The sequence below is a fragment of the Chlamydia serpentis genome (assembly GCF_900239945.1).
In the GTDB taxonomy this organism is placed as follows: domain Bacteria; phylum Chlamydiota; class Chlamydiia; order Chlamydiales; family Chlamydiaceae; genus Chlamydia; species Chlamydia serpentis.
In genome coordinates this window covers 447075-465436 of record NZ_LT993738.1, presented here as the reverse complement: position 1 = coordinate 465436, position 18362 = coordinate 447075, and the positions used below count along the sequence as shown (strand labels likewise).

Sequence of the window (18362 nt, the reverse complement as noted above, 5' to 3'; positions counted from 1 at the left end):
GAGGGTTTTTAGACAATGGAAATTCCTAGAAGAAAAGAAGAGTAAAGGAAGTAGCTCCTCAAAGTTTAACAGATCTTTACTTGATGAAAAGGCTTAAAAATTAATTACCGCTGAACCACCAAAAAATGCAGCGGTTTTAAAAGAATGTGAAGACTTGTTGTTATTATGATCATCAGCAATAGAAATATCATTGCCAATAGACCAGCCGTAAAAACCTTTAACGAAGCTTCCTGGCCAGGGGGTGAGTTTTACATTTGCCTCAATTTCACGTCCTTGATATTCAAAAATGCCCCGAGAAGAGGACAAGTGATTTTTATGAAGCTTTTTACGAAACCTAGTTAACCGATAGGCTAAACCCAAGTCGCACACTGGCGTTGCGCGATAGTCAATAGAAAAATTCACAGGGTAAATGCAATTGAAGGTTAGTTGGTCGGTAGCTTTATAACTAACACCTACCAAAGGCCAGGCTTTTTCTTGATGGAGACCTGTTTCATTGATCACGCCAAAAACAGCAGAAAGCTTGTCGGTAGCTTGATACTTTCCAGATAGAACGCCTTGATAAAGGCCATAACCCATTTCAATATTTTCAGGATCAAGAAGTCCTGAAAGAATGACAGACCATTGCCAGTTTTTTAAGGAGACTGTATAGGCCCCTAGGGAAAGTAGAACATAGTTATAAAAAGACTTATCCCGGAAAGTAGCTAACCCTAATCCGTTTGGGTCTGTTTCTGAAAGGGGAATAGAGCTTTTCCATTTTATATCTGCAGCTATGTAACCAGTAGAAAAAAGTAATCCGGAATGCTCTGTAAGGGGAATAGTACAGAGAAAAGTTCCGTCATATTGACGATAACCTATCGTCTGATGAGGAAGTTTTTTAAATTTAGCGTCATTAACTTGTAGGCACTGTACTTGAGTAGAAAAAGGACGAGGGGGGGGATTTTTATAGTTTTCTTCATCGATTCCACAAGCGTCTTGAAAAATAAAAATAGGAGTAGAAAGTATGTGACCTGCAAAAGCAGCAAGATGAAAGAGTAGTTTGAACATGTCCTTTAGGATTCTCGCACTTTATTAGAGATTGAAATAAAATATACGTAATTCGAAAATTACTATCTAATTATTTTCCTCAGAACAGAGTTTCAATGAGATTTACGTAGATCCGAGCTATTATTGAGAATAGAGAAAAAAGATCTTTTTCTACTATTACACAGAAGACTTACGGTTTAATTATGTACCTTTCTCAGGAAAAAGAATTTTAAGAAAACCCTAGTTACACGGTTTCTTATTTGTATATTTTAGACTTTTTGGAAAAATCTTAGATTTTTTTCTTTTTTCTTCTAGCTTATGCTGAGAAGCAGCAATTTTGACTTCGAGTTGCTGAATCGAGTGTTTTTTCTCTTCAATCTGGGATGTAATTTTTTCTTCTTCAGATTTTTGTGTTAAGAGCTCTGGAATATGAATACTTTTAATTGTCGAGAACATCAACCCATATCTGTTGACAAATCCTGACCCTATAGAAGAAATGTCTTGGGAAATTTCGTCAATTAACTGTGTTCCTGTTAGCTTATTTCTCAATGGGATTGCTAGGAGAAGAGTAAGAATAAGGGAAAGAACGATGATTCCTAAGCTAATTCCACAGATAATCCAGTTGCCCTGCAATGCCGAAAAGCTTGCTAATAGCGTAGCTGCTAACATTAAGATTAAGGTTGGGATAAAATTTAGGGTCCGTTTTGCAGCAAGTTTTGAGCGAAAGGCTTCCCAGGAACCTACAGGCATAGAAGTTGGTTCTGTAACATAGACTTGTGGGGCAGAAGCCGCATCTATTGAGGAAGAAAAAGAACAGCCTCTCGATAGTGATGATGCGTCAGCTATAGAATTTGTCATGTTTCCTCCTGACTTCGTCGCTGACTATCTCTATCTCGTTTTGACTGAAGCCCCAAAAGAATCGTGTGTAGAGAGCCCTTAAGTTTTGCCTCTTTATCTGTAAGCGAGGTGAGTTCTTGATATAATCTCAATGTATTTTCTGTGGTTTTTTTTTGTGCATCGCTCACAAGCTTTAAAGATGATACTGGTCGTGCTATTCCTCTGATAAACTCTACTGCTGTATTTAATTCTTCAGGGAGCCTTCTAGTTAATTTAATAAGTCCTACAAAAGCTTGTAAGCAGAAAAATGCCAAAATAGTAAGGACTAATCCAACAGCAATTTCAAAAATGCCTTGAACGTAGTAGCCTACGCAGATAACAGCAATTCCTGCAAGAGCGACTATGATCAAAATAGTCATCGCAGCAATATGCAAGGGAATGGATTTTTTAAGAAAAACTATCCCTTTCTTCTCTAAAGCTATGATTTCTTTATTCGTTACGAATAAATCCGCGGGTTCTTCTGGAAGAGCTGAAGGAAAAACACCATTTAAATTAACGGACACAGTGAAAACTCTATTATTTGAGGAAATAATTTAAGAAAAATGGTATTTTTTTTCAATTAGTAAGCTAATCTAAGCTTATAGTTATAAAAATTTTATAATCCGATACTTGTTATGAGGAGTCAAGTTAAGAGAAGCTATGGAACGAACCGTCATTGTAGCAATGTCAGGAGGTGTGGACTCTTCTGTTGTTGCTTACCTCTTTAAAAAATTTACTTCTTATAAAGTTATTGGTCTATTTATGAAGAATTGGGAAGAGAAGACCGAAGACGGTCTCTGCTCTTCTATCCAAGATTATGAAGATGTAGAGAGAGTTTGTCTTCAGTTGGACATTCCCTATTACACTGTATCTTTTGCTAAAGAATATAGAGAAAGAGTATTCACTCGCTTCCTAAGGGAATATTCCCTAGGCTATACTCCTAATCCAGACATCCTTTGTAATCGAGAAATCAAATTTGACCTTTTACAAAAAAAGGTTCGTGAATTAGGGGGAGATTACTTAGCTACAGGACACTATTGCCGATTAAATATAGGTTCTCAAGGTCCTCAACTGATGAGAGGCCTCGATATTCACAAAGACCAAAGCTATTTCTTATCGGGGACTCCTAAAGGCTTTTTTCACAATGTCTTATTCCCTTTGGGAAAAATGAACAAGACCCAAGTACGTGCGATTGCTGCTGAGGCAGCGCTCGCAACAGCAGAAAAAAAAGACAGTACAGGAATTTGCTTTATAGGTAAACGCCCTTTTAAAGACTTTCTAGAGAAATTTATTCCAAATAAAGTCGGGAATATTATCGATTGGGATACCAAGGAAGTTATAGGAAAACATGAGGGGGCCCACTACTATACTGTGGGGCAACGGCGAGGACTAGATCTTGGAGGATCAGAGAAACCTTGTTATGTTATAGGAAAGAATATAGAGGAAAATGTTGTCTACATTGTCAGAGGCGAAGATCATCCCCAGCTCTATCTTCAGGAATTAACAGCTAGAGAGTTGAATTGGTTTGTTGCCCCAGACTCAAGATATTGCTGTACTGCTAAAGTTCGTTACCGATCGCCTGATGAAGAATGTGTTCTAGAACACATTTCAGATGACGAAGTCAGAGTACGCTTTTCCCAACCTGTCAAAGCAGTGACTCCAGGACAAACTATAGCATTTTATCATGGAGAATTCTGCCTTGGCAGCGGAGTTATCGATGTCTCTATGATCCCATCCAAAGGTTAAGGATTGATAACTTCTTGGGGTTCTTGCTCCTCTTCTCTTTCAAAAGCAACACGATTTTCTACTAGAGTAGCCCGCAGCTTTCGAGCTTCTTGACGGCAGGATTCTTTCAGCAACAACTCGGCTAGAGGATCCTCAAGATATTGCTCAATCACACGACGTAGAGGACGAGCTCCCATTTCTGGGGAATGCCCCTTAGTGACCAGGAAAGAGATGACAGAATCAGGAATATTTAAAGCCATTTGGTAGTTTTTAAGCCTTGAGTCAAGCTTATTAATTTCCAAATGAATGATCTCAGATAAGGATTCTTTCTCTAAAGGACGGAAAATTACACTTTCATCTAAACGATTAATGAATTCAGGCTTCAGATGTTTCTTCATCGCATTTTCAATTTTTTCTTGAATTACCTTGTAATCCATATGAGATTTTAGGCCAAAACCGATTTCTCCGCTTTTGCGGATGAGATCAGCTCCTAAGTTGGAGGTCATAATAATAATCGCATGACGAAAATCGACTTTTCGACCAAAAGAATCCGTAAGCCGTCCTTGCTCTAAAATTTGTAGCATTAAATCCATAATATCGGGATGGGCTTTTTCTATTTCATCAAACAGAACCACACAATAAGGACGTCGGCGGACCTGTTCAGTAAGGTGTCCTCCTTCTTCATGCCCTACATATCCTGGAGGCGACCCCATCATTTTAGTTGCGGCAAATTTTTCCATGTATTCCGACATGTCTACTTGAATTAAAGCATCCTCACCACCAAACATTTCTATCGCAATTTGTTGTGCAAGCAAGCTTTTTCCTACGCCTGTAGGCCCAAGAAATAGGAAAGAACCTGTAGGTCTGTTAGGATCCTTAATGCCTGTTCGAGAACGCCTTATCGCACGACAGATGCTGGTAACCGCCTCATTTTGACCAATTACTTTTCTACGTAATGTGTCCTCTAACTTCAGTAGTTTTTCACTTTCAGCTTCTGTAAGTCTTGCTGAGGGGATTCCTGTTTGTAGTGAAACGACTTGAGCTACAGCTTCTTCATCGACAGGAACTTGGTGTTCTTCCTTATGGTTTTCCCATTCTTGTTTCATACTTTGAAGACGTTCACGTAGCTTCTTCTCTTCATCACGTAACCCTGCGGCTTTTTCGTATTCTTGCGTACCAATCGCTTGTTCTTTTGCTAACCTTGTATTCTCTATTTCCGCCTCTAGCTTCATTAGCTCTGTAGGCTGACCCATAGTATTCACACGAACACGAGCACCAGCTTCATCTAAAAGATCAATAGCTTTGTCTGGAAGAAAACGTCCATGAACATATTGATCTGAGAGAGTCGCTGCTGCTTTTAAAGCCTCTTCAGTAATAAAGACATTATGATGTTCTTCATACTTCTTTTTGAGACCGCGGAGGATTTCAATAGTCTCATCTACGCTAGGAGGATGAACGACGATTTTTTGGAAACGACGCTCTAAAGCTGCATCTTTTTCTATATGTTTGCGGTACTCATCTATAGTAGTTGCCCCGATACATTGAATTTCACCTCGAGCTAGCGCAGGTTTTAAAATATTTGAGGCATCTATAGCTCCTTCAGCTGCTCCTGCACCTACAATTGTGTGGAGCTCATCAATGAATAAGAGGATATTCCCATGCTTACGCACCTCATCCATGACTGCTTTGATGCGTTCTTCAAATTGCCCACGATATTTTGTTCCAGCAATCATTAGAGCAAGATCTAGTGTAATCAAACGCTTTTTGCGTAATGCATCAGGGACTTCATTAAGAATAATCTTTTGAGCAAGACCTTCTACAATCGCAGTCTTACCGACTCCAGCTTCTCCAATAAGTACAGGGTTATTTTTTCTTCTTCGACAAAGAATTAAAATCAATCGCTCGACTTCTGAAGCACGGCCAATGACAGGGTCGAGCTTTGCCTCCCTAAACATTTCGGTTAAATCATAGCCGTATGCTTTTAACGCAGAAAGCTTATCACCTTTGTCTGCGCTTAGGGTATGGCCTAGAGAAGCTTTTGAAGAGGGGGGGGTATTTCGAGATGAAGAAGAAGAGGAAGGGGGTAGTTGTAGATTGAAAGTTTCTAATTCTTTAAGAATTTCCTTACGGACCTCTCTAGCATCAATATGTAAATTTTCTAATACTTGTAAAGCGACACTATCGGATTGATGTAGGATTCCTAACAACAAATGCTCGGTGCCTACATAATTATGTTCTAAGAGACTAGCTTCTTCGTTTGCTGATTCAAAAGATTTTTTTACTCTCCCTGTAAGTGCAGGATCTCCATAGACTTGGATTTCAGGACCATAGCCAATCAGGCGCTCAACTTCTTGCCTTGCCGTATCAAAGTCTACACCAAGGTTACGTAATACATTAACAGCTACGCCTTGGCCCAGTTTGAGAAGGCCAAGCAGAATATGCTCAGTGCCTAGATAGTTGTGATTTAAACGCTGAGCCTCTTTTTTGGCCAATTTAATCACTTGTTTTGCTCTATTAGTAAACTTCTCAAACATAAAAACCTAAAAGACAGGGGTAGAACTTTCCTTAAGCATATACGAAATTTAAAATAATGATGCAACTCTTCGCTATAAACCAGAAAAATTGATTGAATTACTCCAAATTCCAAGGAAAATTATGCACAAACTTTTGCAATATGATACAATAGATCAGCTTCTTTGGAAATAGTCTTAGTTAATTGATATTCGTTATATGAAAATTCGCATTATAGATTCAGGAAAATCTTCAGCAGCGTCCCACATGGCTAAAGACCAAGATATGCTGCAGAATCTTAAAGAGGGCGAGCTCATTTTACACCTCTATGAGTGGGAGAGTCCCTACCCATTAACCTATGGTTACTTTATGCGACCAGAAAAATTTTTAATTTCCAATCATAAAGATCTAGGCCTTGATGCTGCGGTTCGACCTACAGGAGGCGGATTTGTATTTCACCAGGGGGATTATGCGTTTTCAGTTCTTATGTCGGCGACACATCCTCGCTATTCCCCGTTTGTATTAGAAAACTATCATACAGTGAATTCTTTTGTAGTAAAGGTTCTAGAAAAAGTATTTCGCATTCAAAGTGTATTGGCCCCAGAAGACCAAATCTCTTCTTCTAGAGTTTCAGGAAATTTTTGTATGGCAAAAACTTCAAAATATGATGTTCTTATTGGGGGAAAAAAGGTGGGTGGCGCCGCTCAACGTAAAGTAAATCAGGGATTTTTACACCAGGGGTCGTTATTCTTATCCGGAAGCTCCCCTGATTTTTATCAGAGGTTTTTAAACCCTGATGTGTTTCAAGAAATTATTCAACAGATAGAGACACATGCTTTTTTCCCTTTAGGTAGAGAATCTCCTGTTGATCTGGTTAATCAAGCCCGTCAACAGGTCAAAGAGGTCTTTATTAAATTATTTTGTTGTGAGGGATTATGAGTAAGTTATTTTCTCGTTTATCTGCCATTGGAATAGTCTGTATTTTCCTACTTCCTGGTTTTCTTTCGGCAAAAACAATCGTAGCGCCCACAAGAGAAAATATCGGGGTTTTTGTTTACGATAACGGCTTAGAGGCTTTTGAACAACTGCTCCGTTGTATAGATCATGCAAACTCTTATGTTGAGCTTTGCCCCTGTATGACAGGGGGGCGGTTGCTTAAAGATATGTTAGACCACCTAGATGCTCGTATGAATGAGGTTCCAGAGCTCTGTAGTTACATAATTATTCAACCAACTTTTACAGATGCGGAAGATCAGAGTCTACTCAAGGCGTTAAAACAATCTTATCCTGATCGATTTTTCTATGTCTTTACCGGTTGCCCACCTTCAACGAGTATTATGTCCCCCAATGTCATTGAGATGCATATAAAGCTTTCTATCATCGATGGAAAATATTTTATCTTGGGTGGTACCAATTTCGAAGAATTTATGTGTACTCGAGGAGACGAGATTCCTAAGGAAATAGATTCACCTCGTTTATTTGTCAGCGGTGTGCGTAGGCCTTTAGCATTTCGTGATCAGGATATTATGTTGCGCTCTGTAGCTCTCGGCTTGGAGCTAAGGAAAGAATTTCATAAACAGTTTGCGATGTGGGATTACTATGCAAACAATGCGTGGTTTATTAATAACCCCGAAGATTTTGCAGATTCATGTCCACCGCTTACTTTTGAACAAGCAGAAGCAACCACATTTCCTGAGCTAGATGATCATGAGGACCTTATCCTTGTAGAATCTTCAAAAGTAAGAGTGGTCCTGGGTGGTCCCCATGATAAGCAACCTAACCCTGTGACTCAAGAATATGTTAAGCTTATTCGCGCAGCAAGATCGTCTGTGAAATTGGCGCACATGTATTTCATCCCTAAGGATGAAATTTTAAATGCTCTTATTGATGTTACCCGTAATCATAATGTGCATCTGAGTTTAATTACTAATGGCTGTCATGATTTGAGCCCTTCAATCACCAGACCATATGCTTGGGGAAACCGTATTAATTATTTTGCATTGAGTTATGGAAGCCGCTACCCTATTTGGAAAAAGTGGTTCTGTTTGCAGTTGCAACCTTACGAGAGACTTTCTATTTATGAATTTGCTATTTGGGAAACTCAGCTACACAAAAAGTGCATGATTATAGATAACTCTATTTTTGTGATTGGGAGTTATAATTTAGGGAAGAAAAGTGACGCTTTTGATTATGAAAGTATTGTTGTTATCGAGTCAGCAGAAGTTGCTGAAAAGGCTGCAAAGATCTTTGCTAAAGATATTGGACTTTCGCGTCTTGTAGATAAAGGAGATATTTTCTCTTGGTATTTCCATCCAGTCCATCATACCTTGGGACATTTGCAGCTCACATATATGCCAGCATAAACCTTTCATTGCTGTAAAACTATCTCGTGATAAGATTCCTCGTATACTTACCAAGGGGATCCTGCTTGGTTTTTTTCTTTGCTATCGTTTACACTAGGCTTTTATTGTTTGGGTAGAGGGTGGACTTTGTTAGCGTTCTTCTATAAGCATCAAAAAAAATTTATTGGCATTGTTATTGCTGTAGTTTGTATTTCTGGTCTTGGAGTTGGTTGGGGACGGTTTTCCAGAGGAGAAGGTTCTACCGAATCTACCTCATGTCGAATTATGTTTACTACTGCTTCAGGGAAGAAGTATTTGCAAAAAGACTTTTTAGCCATGAAGAAGTTCTTAGCTCATGAAGCCTATCCTTTCACAGGGAATCCTAGGGCTTGGAATTTTATAAATGAGGGCTTGTTGACGGATTATTTCTTAACAACAAGGATGGGGGAAAAACTCTTCTTACAAGTTTATGCTTCGGGAGAAAAACTCTTTAGTAAAGAAAAGATGTATCAACCGTACCGTCGCTTTGATGCCCCTTTTATTTCCTCTGAAGAAGTTTGGAAATCTTCTGCTCCGCAACTCTTAGAGATTTTCAAGATCTTTCAACAAATAGAAAACCCTATATCAAAAGAAGGATTCCTCGCTAGGGTCAAACTCTTTCTTGAAGAGAGAAGATTCCCTCATTATGTGCTTCGACAAATGTTAGAATATCGTAGACAAATGTTTGCTCTACCACCAGATCAAATTTTATCTCAAGGCAAAGATCTACGCCTGTTTGGTTATAACACAATTCAAGATTGGTTTGGGGATCCCTATTTGTCTGCCGCTGTCGAGGTTTTAATTCGATTTATTGATGAGCAAAAAAAAGTTCTTCCCAGACCCTCAAGACAAGAAGCACGTGATGACTTCTATGATAAAGCAAGATCTGCCTATAGTAAGATAAACAAAAACCCAGAGTTTTCTATCGGATTCGAAGAATTTGTGAACTCTTATTTTCAGTTTCTGGAGATCTCCGAATTCGAGTTTTTGAATATGTATAGGGATATCTTACTTTGTAAAAAAGCAATCCTAACCCTACGGGGGAGTATTGCTTTTGATTTCCAACCTCTAAATAAATTTTTTATAGAGGGGCAAGATTCGATACAAGTAGAATTTTTCAAACTTCCCAAAGATTATTGTTTTAAAACAAGGCAAGAACTAAAGGCATTTGAAACATATTTAAAATTGGTTAGTGTTCCAAAGTCGGATTGTCTGGATATTCCTCAGGAGACTTTACCTATAGATAAAATAAAATCTACAGAGCCTAGATTAGTAGGTAGAAGATTTTCGATAGGCTATCAGAGTGTAGCTTTACAGGATTTGGGGACTAAAGTTCCCATGGTTGAGGTAATACATTGGCAGCAAAATGCTGAACATTTTCAAGAAATCCTTGAGAAATTCCCAGATGCGGAAACTTGCCAGTCATATAAAGATTTCCAACAACTCAAGCCTGGATTGCGAGATAAAATTTCTCTCTTCACACGTAAGGAAATCCTAAGAGCCCACCCCGAAAGAATTTTGGAATCTTTAAAACAGCTTCCTATAGAAAACAAAGAAATTCTTTTAGCAGGAGGAATGGACTATACCTTACCAGGAATAGTAGATGGTCAGCAATTGGCTCAAGTGCTACTTGAAAATGAAGTTATAGGATTGTATAGCCAAGACTTAGAGAGATATTATACATTTGTCGTTAATCATTCTTCTGAAAAAGAAGAGATACTTTCCTATCAGGAAGTATTGAGAAGAGATCTAGCCTCAAAGTTAGTTGCTTCTCATGGTCATCTTGTGGATATGGATTGTATTGTATCAGCATTGCGTAAGCGTTACCCAAATGAAGAAGGTACTAGCCTATGGCAACGGCGTCTTTTCAAAGTAGTGGAAGATCATAGATTTGGAAGGTATGTGAGTGGTTCTTGCTCCTGGAACCTGGAACGTTCATTAAAAACATTTTCTCGGGGAGATAAAGGCCTTCCTGAAGATTTTGAACGTCTTTTTTCTATGAAGATAGGAGAATATTCCCCAGTACTGATCAATCTTGAAGAAGGACCTTGTTATTATCAGTGCCTATCTCATTTAGTATACGATCGTCCTGCCCGCGTGGATAAATTATTTTTAGCTAAAAGTCAATTGGATGAAGAGCTTATAGGATCCTATATGGAACGCTTTATAGAACAGGGAGTCTTAAGATAATGTGGTATTCTGATTATCATGTATGGATTTTACCAATCCATGAAAGAGTTGTACGGCTTGGATTAACAGAAAAAATGCGAAACAACTTGGGTACCATTGTTCACGTGGACTTACCTTCAATAGGAAACGCATGTAAAGAGGGCGAGGTTTTAGTTGTGCTAGAGTCCTCAAAATCTGCTATTGAAGTCTTGAGTCCTGTGACCGGAGAAGTTATCGATGTCAATCTCGAATTACTCGATAACTCCCAAAAGATTAATGATGCTCCGGAAGGCGAAGGATGGCTAGTGATAGTACGTTTGGAACAGGACTGGAGTTTATTGAAACTCTCTTTAATGGAACAGAAATAAAAATTTTATTATGAATATTTAATTTTTTAAGAAGAGAAGAGGTATTTTTTTAAGCTTAGAGTGTTTAAAATCTATGCTTAAGGTTTAAAAATTATACTAGAATTTATTTTATGGCTGCAGTTGGCTCGACACCCATGCCCTCTTTAGAAGGCGAATTTCAACCATTTATTCTCGACCCTCGTCTGAAGAGGCTGACTGTGGCAATAATGGTTCTGTCAATAATTGTCATTGGCCTAGTAGCTTGCGGTTTATTTTTAGCAAACTCAACATTTGTACAAATGGCTATTTGGATCACAACTACCTGTATTACCTTGGCAATATTACTTTGTGCTTGCTTCCGCTATAAGATACTTCGTTCTATGAAGCCGCTAGATAACTAGGCTTAGTCACTAGGGCATTGTATTCTAATTTTTACTGATTTTAAAATCATGATGCGACTACCTAATTATGTTTTTGCTTCTGAAGAAACCCCTAACACATTTACTCTGCTGAAGAAGTATTCTAGTGTTCCTCACGGTTCACAAAGTTCCTTGTCTTATCGGATTTTCTCTAAGGTTCTTGTTCTTCTCTTAGTAGCGCTAACTATTACTACCTTAATTACCATTTTTTCTCCTTTAAGTTCTGAGTTGAAAATTTGTTCTCTTTATGTAGGCATTGCTTTAGGTATTTGTATTTTATTAGCGATAGCTGTTTATTGTATTTTAAATAAAATTTTAAGTAGTTGTATAAAGCCATTGAATACTAAATCTCAAGCTGGAATTGTTTGAAAACTTCTTATTGATAGTATTGCTTAACCTATGATTTAGAAAGATCTTAGTGTAGTTGTCAATGAGAAGGAGATGGTTGTTGTGCATCGGCAACGTTTTTAGCTGCCTCAACTTCTGCAGTTGCTGTTTGCATAGTTGCAGAGGGCTTCGAGATATCGATACCTGTTAAACTCATAAAAGCCATAGCAATGAGACCTGTTGTAATAAAGGAAATTCCCATCCCTTGAAGATTTTTAGGAATATCGGAATAAGCGAGCTTCTCTTTAATAGTTGCTAGGATAACAATAGCAAGCCACCATCCGCATCCTGCTCCTAAAGAAAAAATCATCATCGGAATGAAAGGATAGTTACGTGTGATTCCAAAGAGTACACCTCCTAAGATGGCGCAATTCACAGCAATCAAAGGCAGGAAAATTCCTAACGAGAGGTAGAGATTTCGAGAAACTTTTTCTAATAGAAGCTCTAAAATTTGCGTAAATGCTGCAATCACTACAATGAAGATAATGAGTTCAAGAAATCCTAAATTTACAGAAGCTAAAGATGGAGAAAACCAAGTTAAAGCTCGAGGTCCTGTAATGAAGGCATGGACAAACCAGTTAATACTTCCTGTTACCGTAAGGACAAGAGCTACAGACATTCCTAAACCATTTGCTGTCGAAACCCTAGTCGAGCATGCAAGATAACTACACATCCCTAAAAAATTAGCAAGAAGGATATTTTGGATGAAGGCTGCTTGTAGGAATATGCCAAAAACATTAAGCCACGTATATGAACCTAACCACATAAGTTACCTTTTTTCCTTTTTAGAATCACGAATATTGACAAGCCAAATCATAATACCCAGGAGGAAAAATGCTGACGGAGCTAATACCATTAAGCTTAAGTTTTGGTAGCCATCAGGATGGAACTCAGAGGCATATACAAATTGGGGGATAATCCGTAACCCCATAAGAGTACCAAATCCAAAGAGCTCTCTGATTATTCCGATGAGAAGTAATACCCAACCATATCCTAATCCAGAGGCTAGGCCATCTAGGAATGCAGGAATAGGGGGAACATGCCTTGCCAGACTCTCTGATCTCCCCATAACAATACAGTTGGTAATGATAAGACCAACAAAAACCGACAGAGTTTTTGAGATATCGAAGAAAAAAGCTTTTAAGAATTGATCTATAACAATTACAAACAAACTGATGATAATCAGTTGGGTAATCATCCTTACACTATCTGGAGTGAACTTACGTAATAGAGAAACAAAAAATGAAGAACATCCTGTAACAATGCTTACAGCAAGTCCCATAGTAATTGCTGTTTGAACTGTAGTGGTCACTGCTAGTGCAGAACAAATGCCCAAAATTGCAATGAGGATTTGATTGTTGCTCCACAGTGGGTCAAAAAAGTAACTTTTATAGGACTTTTTATTTATCATTAGGTTGTTTATTTGCGTTGTTTAAACTAGAAAAATGTATAAGGAGTTGACGATAGCAAGCTAGGGATTGCATATAAGCTTCAGTTACACCATTGCATGTTAAAGTCGCTCCAGAAATCCCATCAATAGCAGAAAGCGCTTTCGGAGAGTTTCCAAAAGTTGTACGCACAGAACCTTTAATTACCTCAAGTCCTAGCGTTGTTGTTGCAAAATCTGTGGTTCCAGAAGGTCCTTCTAAGAAGATCTTCTTCCCATAGAATTGCTCTTGCCATTCGGGATTAGTAATGTTAGCTCCTAAACCTGGAGTTTCTCCTTGTTGGTACCATGCCGTTCCTAATACAGTATCACCGTCATTTTTAATTCCTAAGTAACCATGAATCGGACCCCATAGGCCAAAACCTGATATAGGGAAGATCAAAGCTTGAACTGCAGAAAGGTCTTTGGAAATCTCAGATCCAGACATGTTTTGTGTACGAGGAGTGTTGTCTAAAATTACGAAAAATGGAAGAAGAGGTTGTTGACATGGAGAGCTCTCCTGATATTTTTCAAAAAACTCAACAACGTCCAAATGTTTTTCTTCAAAAGAGAAGACCTTCCCCTGTTTATCTGTGAGTAGGGGACGAACAAAACGTTGGGCATAGGCTTCTAATTCAGGGTGGGAGACCATAGGAGCTTTCCCTTTAGCTACTTGAAGAAGCTGTGTTTTTTTATCAAAAAGAGCTGGTACCCATTCTTTTTTATCTTGAATTTGAAATCTGCCTTTAAAATCTAAAACACGAGCAGCTAAAAGCATTTGCTTGTTACGATCAAAGTTAGCAGCCTGCTCTTGTATGGGAGAAAGTACATAGTAAACTGTAGATAGCAGTAAGCCTGCAAATAAACTTAATCCCAAAACAAAGGAGATAATGTACCAAGTTTGGTTTGTATAGTTGCTAATTTTTGGAGAGTCTTTAGACATATTCTAGACTCTCCTTTTTCTATATTTTCTAACAGCAAAGTAATCGATAAGAGGAGCAAAGACATTGCCAAGGAGAATCGCTAACATTACCCCTTCAGGATACGCAGGATTGATTAGTCGTATAACAATAGTCATAAATCCTATAAAAACGCCATAAATCCATTTTCCTAATTTCATAGTAGGAGAGGAGACTGGATCGGTAGCCATAAAGACTAAGCCAAAAGCAAGCCCTCCAAGAAATAATTGTCGGTAGGCAGGAATAAAAAATCGAGCAGGAGCCCAAGCTCCGTTTTGCCCTACAATCAAAATACTGATAAACTTGAAGAGCCATCCTGTGAAAAATGCTCCTAGACCAAAGGCCATCATGGTTCTCCAGGAAGCAATTCCTGTAACAATAAGGAATACTGCACCCAAGAGACAGGCAAACGTCGAGGTCTCTCCTAGGGAGCCTATAATATTCCCCCAAAAGAGATTCCCTGTAGAGAATTTTCCAATACCATAGATGACGTCAGTAATAGCGTAGGCAGAGTCAAACTGTGTAGCAAGAAGACCTAATCCCCCCTCTGTAACCGGTGCAGTAACAAACGTTTGAAGCTGTGTTAAGGTGAGTTTATCTAATACCCAACCAGGATGAGTCTCTGTCCATAGAGCAAATTGTGTATTGATAACATCTTGAGTGGGGACATGAGAGATATGAAGCATATTTGCTGCAATAGCATCTACATGCAGACGTTTTACAGAGGGAGGTGTCGAATTCAAGGTCTGTAAGCATGTAGATTGCGAAAATCCATCTACGAGGACTTTTCCTGCAGTCGAATTCATTTTGATTAAGCTATCTTTAATCATTGTGGGATTGCTTCCTACCCACACATCACCACTCATCTTTGCTGGGAATGTAAAAAATAAAAATGCTCTTCCTGATAGGGCGGGATTTAGGATGTTCATCCCTGTTCCTCCAAAGAGCTCCTTACTAATCACAATACCGAAGGCAATTCCCAAAGCTGCCATCCAGTAAGGAGTTGTCGGAGGAAGTGTAAGGGGATAAAGGATTCCCGTGACAAGAAGGCCTTCTGCAATTTTATGTCCTCGGACAACGGCAAAGATCACCTCACAGGTCCCCCCAACAACATAGCTAATGGTAAGTAGTGGAATAAAAATCTTAAATCCTTCCCAAAGAATCGAGAAAATATCGGTTTCTTTAAAAATAAAGGATAGGTAACTACCAAATCCTGAAATATGTAAGAATTTCTCCATCAGAGTAGGGTTTCCTGAGCCATAGACAATAGCTTGAAGTCCTGAATTCCAAATTGCAACAAATGTAGCAGGAAATAAAGCAATTACAACGAGCATCATCCATCGCTTAATATCTACAGAATCACGGATGAAAGGAGGCTTGGAAGGGGTTTTAATAGGTTCGTAACAAAATGTATCAATCGCATCTGCAATAGGAGTAAAACGTTGATATTTATCTTGTTGACAAATTTTCCAAAGAGAATTTATGAGTTTTTTGAGCATTATGATTGAGAGAAAAGTTAAGACTTCTACACGTTCAAAAACGTAGCAAATTGTTTTAAATTTTAGGAATAAAAATTTTCATGATATAGATGTTATTTTCATCTTTGCTTTTTCCAAAATTATGTTACGGCTGCCACACTCCAGGGGCATATTTTTGTTCAAATTGTTTACAAAAACTTGTTATAGAAAATAGAGAAAAGCCTTGCACTCATTGTTTTCATAATCTTTGTGTTTCTGAAATTAATTCGTGTCATTTTCGAACCTGCAATTTGTATTTCTTTTCAAAAACAGCTCTTTCAATATATTCTTATGCTTGTGCAGGTAAATGGCGTGCTATACAGTTTTTCTCTAAACGCATAGCCTCTGAATTAGCCTCATTAGATAACATGCCGACGTGCATTGTCTACATAGTATCAACGATTTCTAGAGAAATCGTAACAGAAGTTGCTAAACTAGAAAAGCTTTCTATGATTTCCCTATGGCCATGCTATCCTAAAAAAAGACAAATAAAACAACTTCCTAAAGGAAATAAGATCTGCTTTTTATCTAAATATCCTTTATCTCAACAATGGTTTCAAGCTATTTTAGAAGAGTTTTCCTCTCCTGTAGTCTCTATAAGTCTTTTTCTTCCTCCAGATTGTCAGTAATCCCTGAAACTGCAAGATAACCAAGGATACGTACACCTTCATCAACACATAATGTTGTAGCTTGTATATCTCCTTTAATAACTGCGCCTCCTCGGAGTTCTACTTTTCCTGACACTGTAATGTTTCCTTCTACAACACCTTCGATGATAGCTTCTTGCAATTGGATATCTGCTTTTACAACTCCCTTTGGACCAATGATAATTTTGCCTTTCGATACTAAGATCCCTTCGAAAGTTCCATCAATGCGTAAAAGACGTTCAAATGCAAGCTCTCCTTTAAAGGTGACACCTTCTCCTAAAGTAGTTTCGGGTTCTTCAAGAGAAAGGACAGATTCTGTTCTTGAAGTAGAAGACCATTGGGGAAGAGGAGGATCTTTTGGTAAACTATGGTTTAAAGGTTGAGCTTCGGAAGCTTTAGGATTATCAAATAGGCTTGGAGGAGTTTCTGGACGCTCGGACCTTGAGTATGGGGAGTAATTCGAAAGAGTAGAAGTTTCTTCTTGATAAAGTGTTTGCACATCTTCAAAAGGATCTTTACCTGTTCTACGGAACATGTGAGGCCTCCTAGGCTAACCGACAATATGATTTTTACAAAGATTTACTTGACGCTTAAGAGTTTCATCACTTTGTAATTTATGCTCTATAGTTTTACAAGCATAAAGTACTGTTGAATGCGTCTTACCAAAAGAAGTGCCTATGGCAACTAAAGAGTCTGTAATCAGAGTTTTTGCTAAGTACATAGCAATTTGTCTAGCTAATACCAAATCCTTGGATCGCGAGTTTCCTTTAAGATCATTGAGTTTCACTTGAAATACTGTAGCTACACTTTTTAAGATCGTTTCTAGAGAAATTTTTTGTTTTGTTGGAGAGCGGAAAAGCTCTTTTAAAGTGTCTCGGACTATAGTTTCTGTGAGGGTTTTTCCAAAAAGGCGACAATAGGCAGTGAGTTTATTGATAGCACCCTCAAGTTGACGGACATTACCATAAATATGGTCAGCAATGAAAAAAGCGATTTCATTGGGAATATGCAATCCTTTCTGCTCTGCTTTGTGTTGTAAAATAGCTACTCGAGTTTCTAAATCAGGAATACCGACATGGGCAACGAGTCCCCATTCCATTCTAGCAATAATACGTTCAGAAAGCTTGAGTTGACTCGGAGGTTTGTCGCTAGTAATTACAATTTGTTTACTAAGATTGATCAAAGTTTCAAAGGTGTTACAGAATTCCTCTTCGAAGTTTTGACGATTTTGCAAAAATTGGATATCGTCAACGAGTAGTAAATCTAGGGAACGATAGAAATTTTTCATTTTATCAACCGACTTAGACTTGAGATGATAGACAAGGTCGTTGATAAAAGCTTCTGTAGTAATACAATGGATCCGTAAGTTTTTATGATGTTCCTTTACGTAGTGGCCTACAGCATGGAGCAAATGCGTTTTTCCTAAGCCTACACCACCATGAATAAATAAAGGATTATAAGAGCGACCTGGTTTGCTAGCAATTCCAACAGCTGCAGACTTAACAAATTGATTTGAAGGGCCTTCAATAAAATTATCAAAGCGATACGAGAGATTAAGCTTTAGTTCAAAATCTTTAACTTCTTCAAACAGTTCTGTAAGGCTTTCATTAGATTCTTTCTGAGAAGCAGGTACAGAAGAAGTTTTTTTGTTTTCCGCAACTATAAATTCTAAAGCTGGTTCTCCATGAATGTCTAGCGGAACAAAAGAACAAAGATCTTTTTTATAGTTATCAAGGAGGTAATTTTGGACAAAAATATTTGGAACTTCTAATCGTATTTTTTCTTGAGTTTCTTCAAGAACTTGAATAGGAGAAATCCAATTTTCAAAAGCTGTTTTTGAGCAGCGTGTCTTAACATAATTTACGAACTGTTCCCAAGTACTGCACTCGTTACAGGTTAACATGCTGCTCTCTTTATTTGTAAAACTTCTCCGAATACAATCAATCTATCCTAATCAAGAAAAAGAGAATTGCAT

18 protein-coding genes are annotated in these 18362 nt (G+C 38.2%); 8 read left to right on the top strand and 10 right to left on the bottom strand.

What is annotated here, in order from left to right:
- Positions 1-93: 93 nt before the first annotated feature.
- The 3 genes from C834KP_RS02025 to C834KP_RS02015 all read right to left on the bottom strand — a co-directional run bounded on the left by C834KP_RS02025 (position 94) and on the right by C834KP_RS02015 (position 2423).
- Entirely contained in the window at positions 94-1044 is a 951-nt protein-coding gene (locus tag C834KP_RS02025) for a hypothetical protein (protein ID WP_108896535.1), read from the bottom strand.
- A gap of 219 nt (positions 1045-1263) precedes the next feature.
- Positions 1264-1881 carry a hypothetical protein gene (locus C834KP_RS02020; protein WP_108896534.1) on the bottom strand — a complete coding sequence of 206 codons (618 nt, stop codon included), beginning with the start codon at positions 1879-1881 and terminating at the stop codon, positions 1264-1266.
- Positions 1878-2423, bottom strand: a complete 546-nt coding sequence (locus C834KP_RS02015) for a cell division protein ZapA (RefSeq protein ID WP_231911700.1) — start codon at positions 2421-2423, stop codon at positions 1878-1880. The genes C834KP_RS02020 and C834KP_RS02015 overlap by 4 nt, the downstream gene beginning before the upstream one ends.
- Positions 2424-2559: 136 nt before the next feature.
- Here C834KP_RS02015 and mnmA point away from each other — a divergent pair, with 136 nt between their 5' ends.
- Positions 2560-3645: a tRNA 2-thiouridine(34) synthase MnmA gene (gene mnmA, locus C834KP_RS02010; protein WP_108896533.1), complete on the top strand. Its 1086-nt coding sequence runs from the start codon at positions 2560-2562 to the stop codon at positions 3643-3645.
- On the opposite strand, the gene C834KP_RS02005 is transcribed toward mnmA, so the two are convergent.
- Positions 3642-6158: an ATP-dependent Clp protease ATP-binding subunit gene (locus tag C834KP_RS02005; protein WP_108896532.1), complete on the bottom strand. Its 2517-nt coding sequence runs from the start codon at positions 6156-6158 to the stop codon at positions 3642-3644. The genes mnmA and C834KP_RS02005 overlap by 4 nt on opposite strands.
- Positions 6159-6354: 196 nt before the next feature.
- Here C834KP_RS02005 and C834KP_RS02000 point away from each other — a divergent pair, with 196 nt between their 5' ends.
- The 6 genes from C834KP_RS02000 to C834KP_RS01975 all read left to right on the top strand — a co-directional run bounded on the left by C834KP_RS02000 (position 6355) and on the right by C834KP_RS01975 (position 11820).
- Positions 6355-7074 carry a lipoate--protein ligase family protein gene (locus C834KP_RS02000; RefSeq protein WP_108896531.1) on the top strand — a complete coding sequence of 240 codons (720 nt, stop codon included), beginning with the start codon at positions 6355-6357 and terminating at the stop codon, positions 7072-7074.
- On the top strand, positions 7071-8498 hold the full coding sequence (locus C834KP_RS01995) for a phospholipase D-like domain-containing protein (protein WP_174165544.1): 1428 nt from the start codon (positions 7071-7073) through the stop codon (positions 8496-8498). Before C834KP_RS02000 ends, C834KP_RS01995 begins: the two co-directional genes overlap by 4 nt.
- Before the next feature lie 126 nt (positions 8499-8624).
- Positions 8625-10706, top strand: coding sequence for a hypothetical protein (locus C834KP_RS01990; RefSeq protein ID WP_174165543.1), 2082 nt, complete (start codon positions 8625-8627; stop codon positions 10704-10706).
- Positions 10706-11053, top strand: coding sequence for a glycine cleavage protein H-like protein (locus C834KP_RS01985; protein ID WP_108896528.1), 348 nt, complete (start codon positions 10706-10708; stop codon positions 11051-11053). The genes C834KP_RS01990 and C834KP_RS01985 overlap by 1 nt, the downstream gene beginning before the upstream one ends.
- 110 nt (positions 11054-11163) lie before the next feature.
- The gene (locus tag C834KP_RS01980; RefSeq protein WP_108896527.1) at positions 11164-11433 is read left to right on the top strand and encodes a hypothetical protein; all 270 of its coding nucleotides are present in this window, start codon (positions 11164-11166) and stop codon (positions 11431-11433) included.
- A 48-nt stretch (positions 11434-11481) separates the two neighbouring features.
- Complete coding sequence (locus C834KP_RS01975; RefSeq protein ID WP_108896526.1) at positions 11482-11820, top strand: hypothetical protein; 339 nt, start codon at positions 11482-11484, stop codon at positions 11818-11820.
- 58 nt (positions 11821-11878) lie between these two features.
- Here the strand turns inward: C834KP_RS01975 and nqrE are convergent, their stop codons facing one another.
- The 4 genes from nqrE to C834KP_RS01955 are packed head-to-tail and all read right to left on the bottom strand — an operon-like array spanning position 11879 to position 15722.
- The gene (nqrE, locus tag C834KP_RS01970; RefSeq protein WP_162295472.1) at positions 11879-12604 is read right to left on the bottom strand and encodes an NADH:ubiquinone reductase (Na(+)-transporting) subunit E; all 726 of its coding nucleotides are present in this window, start codon (positions 12602-12604) and stop codon (positions 11879-11881) included.
- A 3-nt stretch (positions 12605-12607) separates the two neighbouring features.
- A complete protein-coding gene (gene nqrD / locus C834KP_RS01965; RefSeq protein ID WP_108896525.1) occupies positions 12608-13249 on the bottom strand; it encodes an NADH:ubiquinone reductase (Na(+)-transporting) subunit D in 642 nt (213 codons plus the stop codon).
- Positions 13239-14207: an NADH:ubiquinone reductase (Na(+)-transporting) subunit C gene (gene nqrC, locus C834KP_RS01960; RefSeq protein WP_108896524.1), complete on the bottom strand. Its 969-nt coding sequence runs from the start codon at positions 14205-14207 to the stop codon at positions 13239-13241. The genes nqrD and nqrC overlap by 11 nt, the downstream gene beginning before the upstream one ends.
- Before the next feature lie 3 nt (positions 14208-14210).
- On the bottom strand, positions 14211-15722 hold the full coding sequence (locus C834KP_RS01955) for a Na(+)-transporting NADH-quinone reductase subunit B (RefSeq protein WP_108896523.1): 1512 nt from the start codon (positions 15720-15722) through the stop codon (positions 14211-14213).
- Between the two features lie 89 nt (positions 15723-15811).
- Here C834KP_RS01955 and C834KP_RS01950 point away from each other — a divergent pair, with 89 nt between their 5' ends.
- Positions 15812-16369, top strand: coding sequence for a hypothetical protein (locus C834KP_RS01950; RefSeq protein WP_108896522.1), 558 nt, complete (start codon positions 15812-15814; stop codon positions 16367-16369).
- Here C834KP_RS01950 and C834KP_RS01945 read toward each other — a convergent pair.
- Both C834KP_RS01945 and dnaA read right to left on the bottom strand, forming a co-directional pair.
- Positions 16335-16922 (bottom strand): bactofilin family protein, encoded by a 588-nt coding sequence (locus C834KP_RS01945; RefSeq protein ID WP_108896521.1) that lies wholly within the window; start codon positions 16920-16922, stop codon positions 16335-16337. The two genes, C834KP_RS01950 and C834KP_RS01945, sit on opposite strands and share 35 nt — an antisense overlap.
- Before the next feature lie 15 nt (positions 16923-16937).
- Complete coding sequence (gene dnaA, locus C834KP_RS01940) at positions 16938-18290, bottom strand: chromosomal replication initiator protein DnaA (RefSeq protein WP_108896520.1); 1353 nt, start codon at positions 18288-18290, stop codon at positions 16938-16940.
- Between the last annotated feature and the right edge of the window lie 72 nt (positions 18291-18362).

What these genes read in the sequence shown, in the direction of transcription:
- mnmA (WP_108896533.1), top strand. Translation starts at nt 2,560, where the DNA reads ATGGAACGAACCGTCATTGTAGCAATGTCAGGAGGTGTGGACTCTTCT.
- dnaA (WP_108896520.1), bottom strand. Translation starts at nt 18,290, where the DNA reads ATGTTAACCTGTAACGAGTGCAGTACTTGGGAACAGTTCGTAAATTAT.
- C834KP_RS01975 (WP_108896526.1), top strand. Translation starts at nt 11,482, where the DNA reads ATGATGCGACTACCTAATTATGTTTTTGCTTCTGAAGAAACCCCTAAC.
- C834KP_RS02025 (WP_108896535.1), bottom strand. Translation starts at nt 1,044, where the DNA reads ATGTTCAAACTACTCTTTCATCTTGCTGCTTTTGCAGGTCACATACTT.
- C834KP_RS01945 (WP_108896521.1), bottom strand. Translation starts at nt 16,922, where the DNA reads ATGTTCCGTAGAACAGGTAAAGATCCTTTTGAAGATGTGCAAACACTT.
- C834KP_RS01985 (WP_108896528.1), top strand. Translation starts at nt 10,706, where the DNA reads ATGTGGTATTCTGATTATCATGTATGGATTTTACCAATCCATGAAAGA.
- C834KP_RS01950 (WP_108896522.1), top strand. Translation starts at nt 15,812, where the DNA reads ATGTTATTTTCATCTTTGCTTTTTCCAAAATTATGTTACGGCTGCCAC.
- C834KP_RS01980 (WP_108896527.1), top strand. Translation starts at nt 11,164, where the DNA reads ATGGCTGCAGTTGGCTCGACACCCATGCCCTCTTTAGAAGGCGAATTT.
- nqrC (WP_108896524.1), bottom strand. Translation starts at nt 14,207, where the DNA reads ATGTCTAAAGACTCTCCAAAAATTAGCAACTATACAAACCAAACTTGG.
- C834KP_RS01995 (WP_174165544.1), top strand. Translation starts at nt 7,071, where the DNA reads ATGAGTAAGTTATTTTCTCGTTTATCTGCCATTGGAATAGTCTGTATT.
- C834KP_RS02000 (WP_108896531.1), top strand. Translation starts at nt 6,355, where the DNA reads ATGAAAATTCGCATTATAGATTCAGGAAAATCTTCAGCAGCGTCCCAC.
- C834KP_RS02005 (WP_108896532.1), bottom strand. Translation starts at nt 6,158, where the DNA reads ATGTTTGAGAAGTTTACTAATAGAGCAAAACAAGTGATTAAATTGGCC.
- C834KP_RS02020 (WP_108896534.1), bottom strand. Translation starts at nt 1,881, where the DNA reads ATGACAAATTCTATAGCTGACGCATCATCACTATCGAGAGGCTGTTCT.
- nqrD (WP_108896525.1), bottom strand. Translation starts at nt 13,249, where the DNA reads ATGATAAATAAAAAGTCCTATAAAAGTTACTTTTTTGACCCACTGTGG.
- C834KP_RS01955 (WP_108896523.1), bottom strand. Translation starts at nt 15,722, where the DNA reads ATGCTCAAAAAACTCATAAATTCTCTTTGGAAAATTTGTCAACAAGAT.
- nqrE (WP_162295472.1), bottom strand. Translation starts at nt 12,604, where the DNA reads ATGTGGTTAGGTTCATATACGTGGCTTAATGTTTTTGGCATATTCCTA.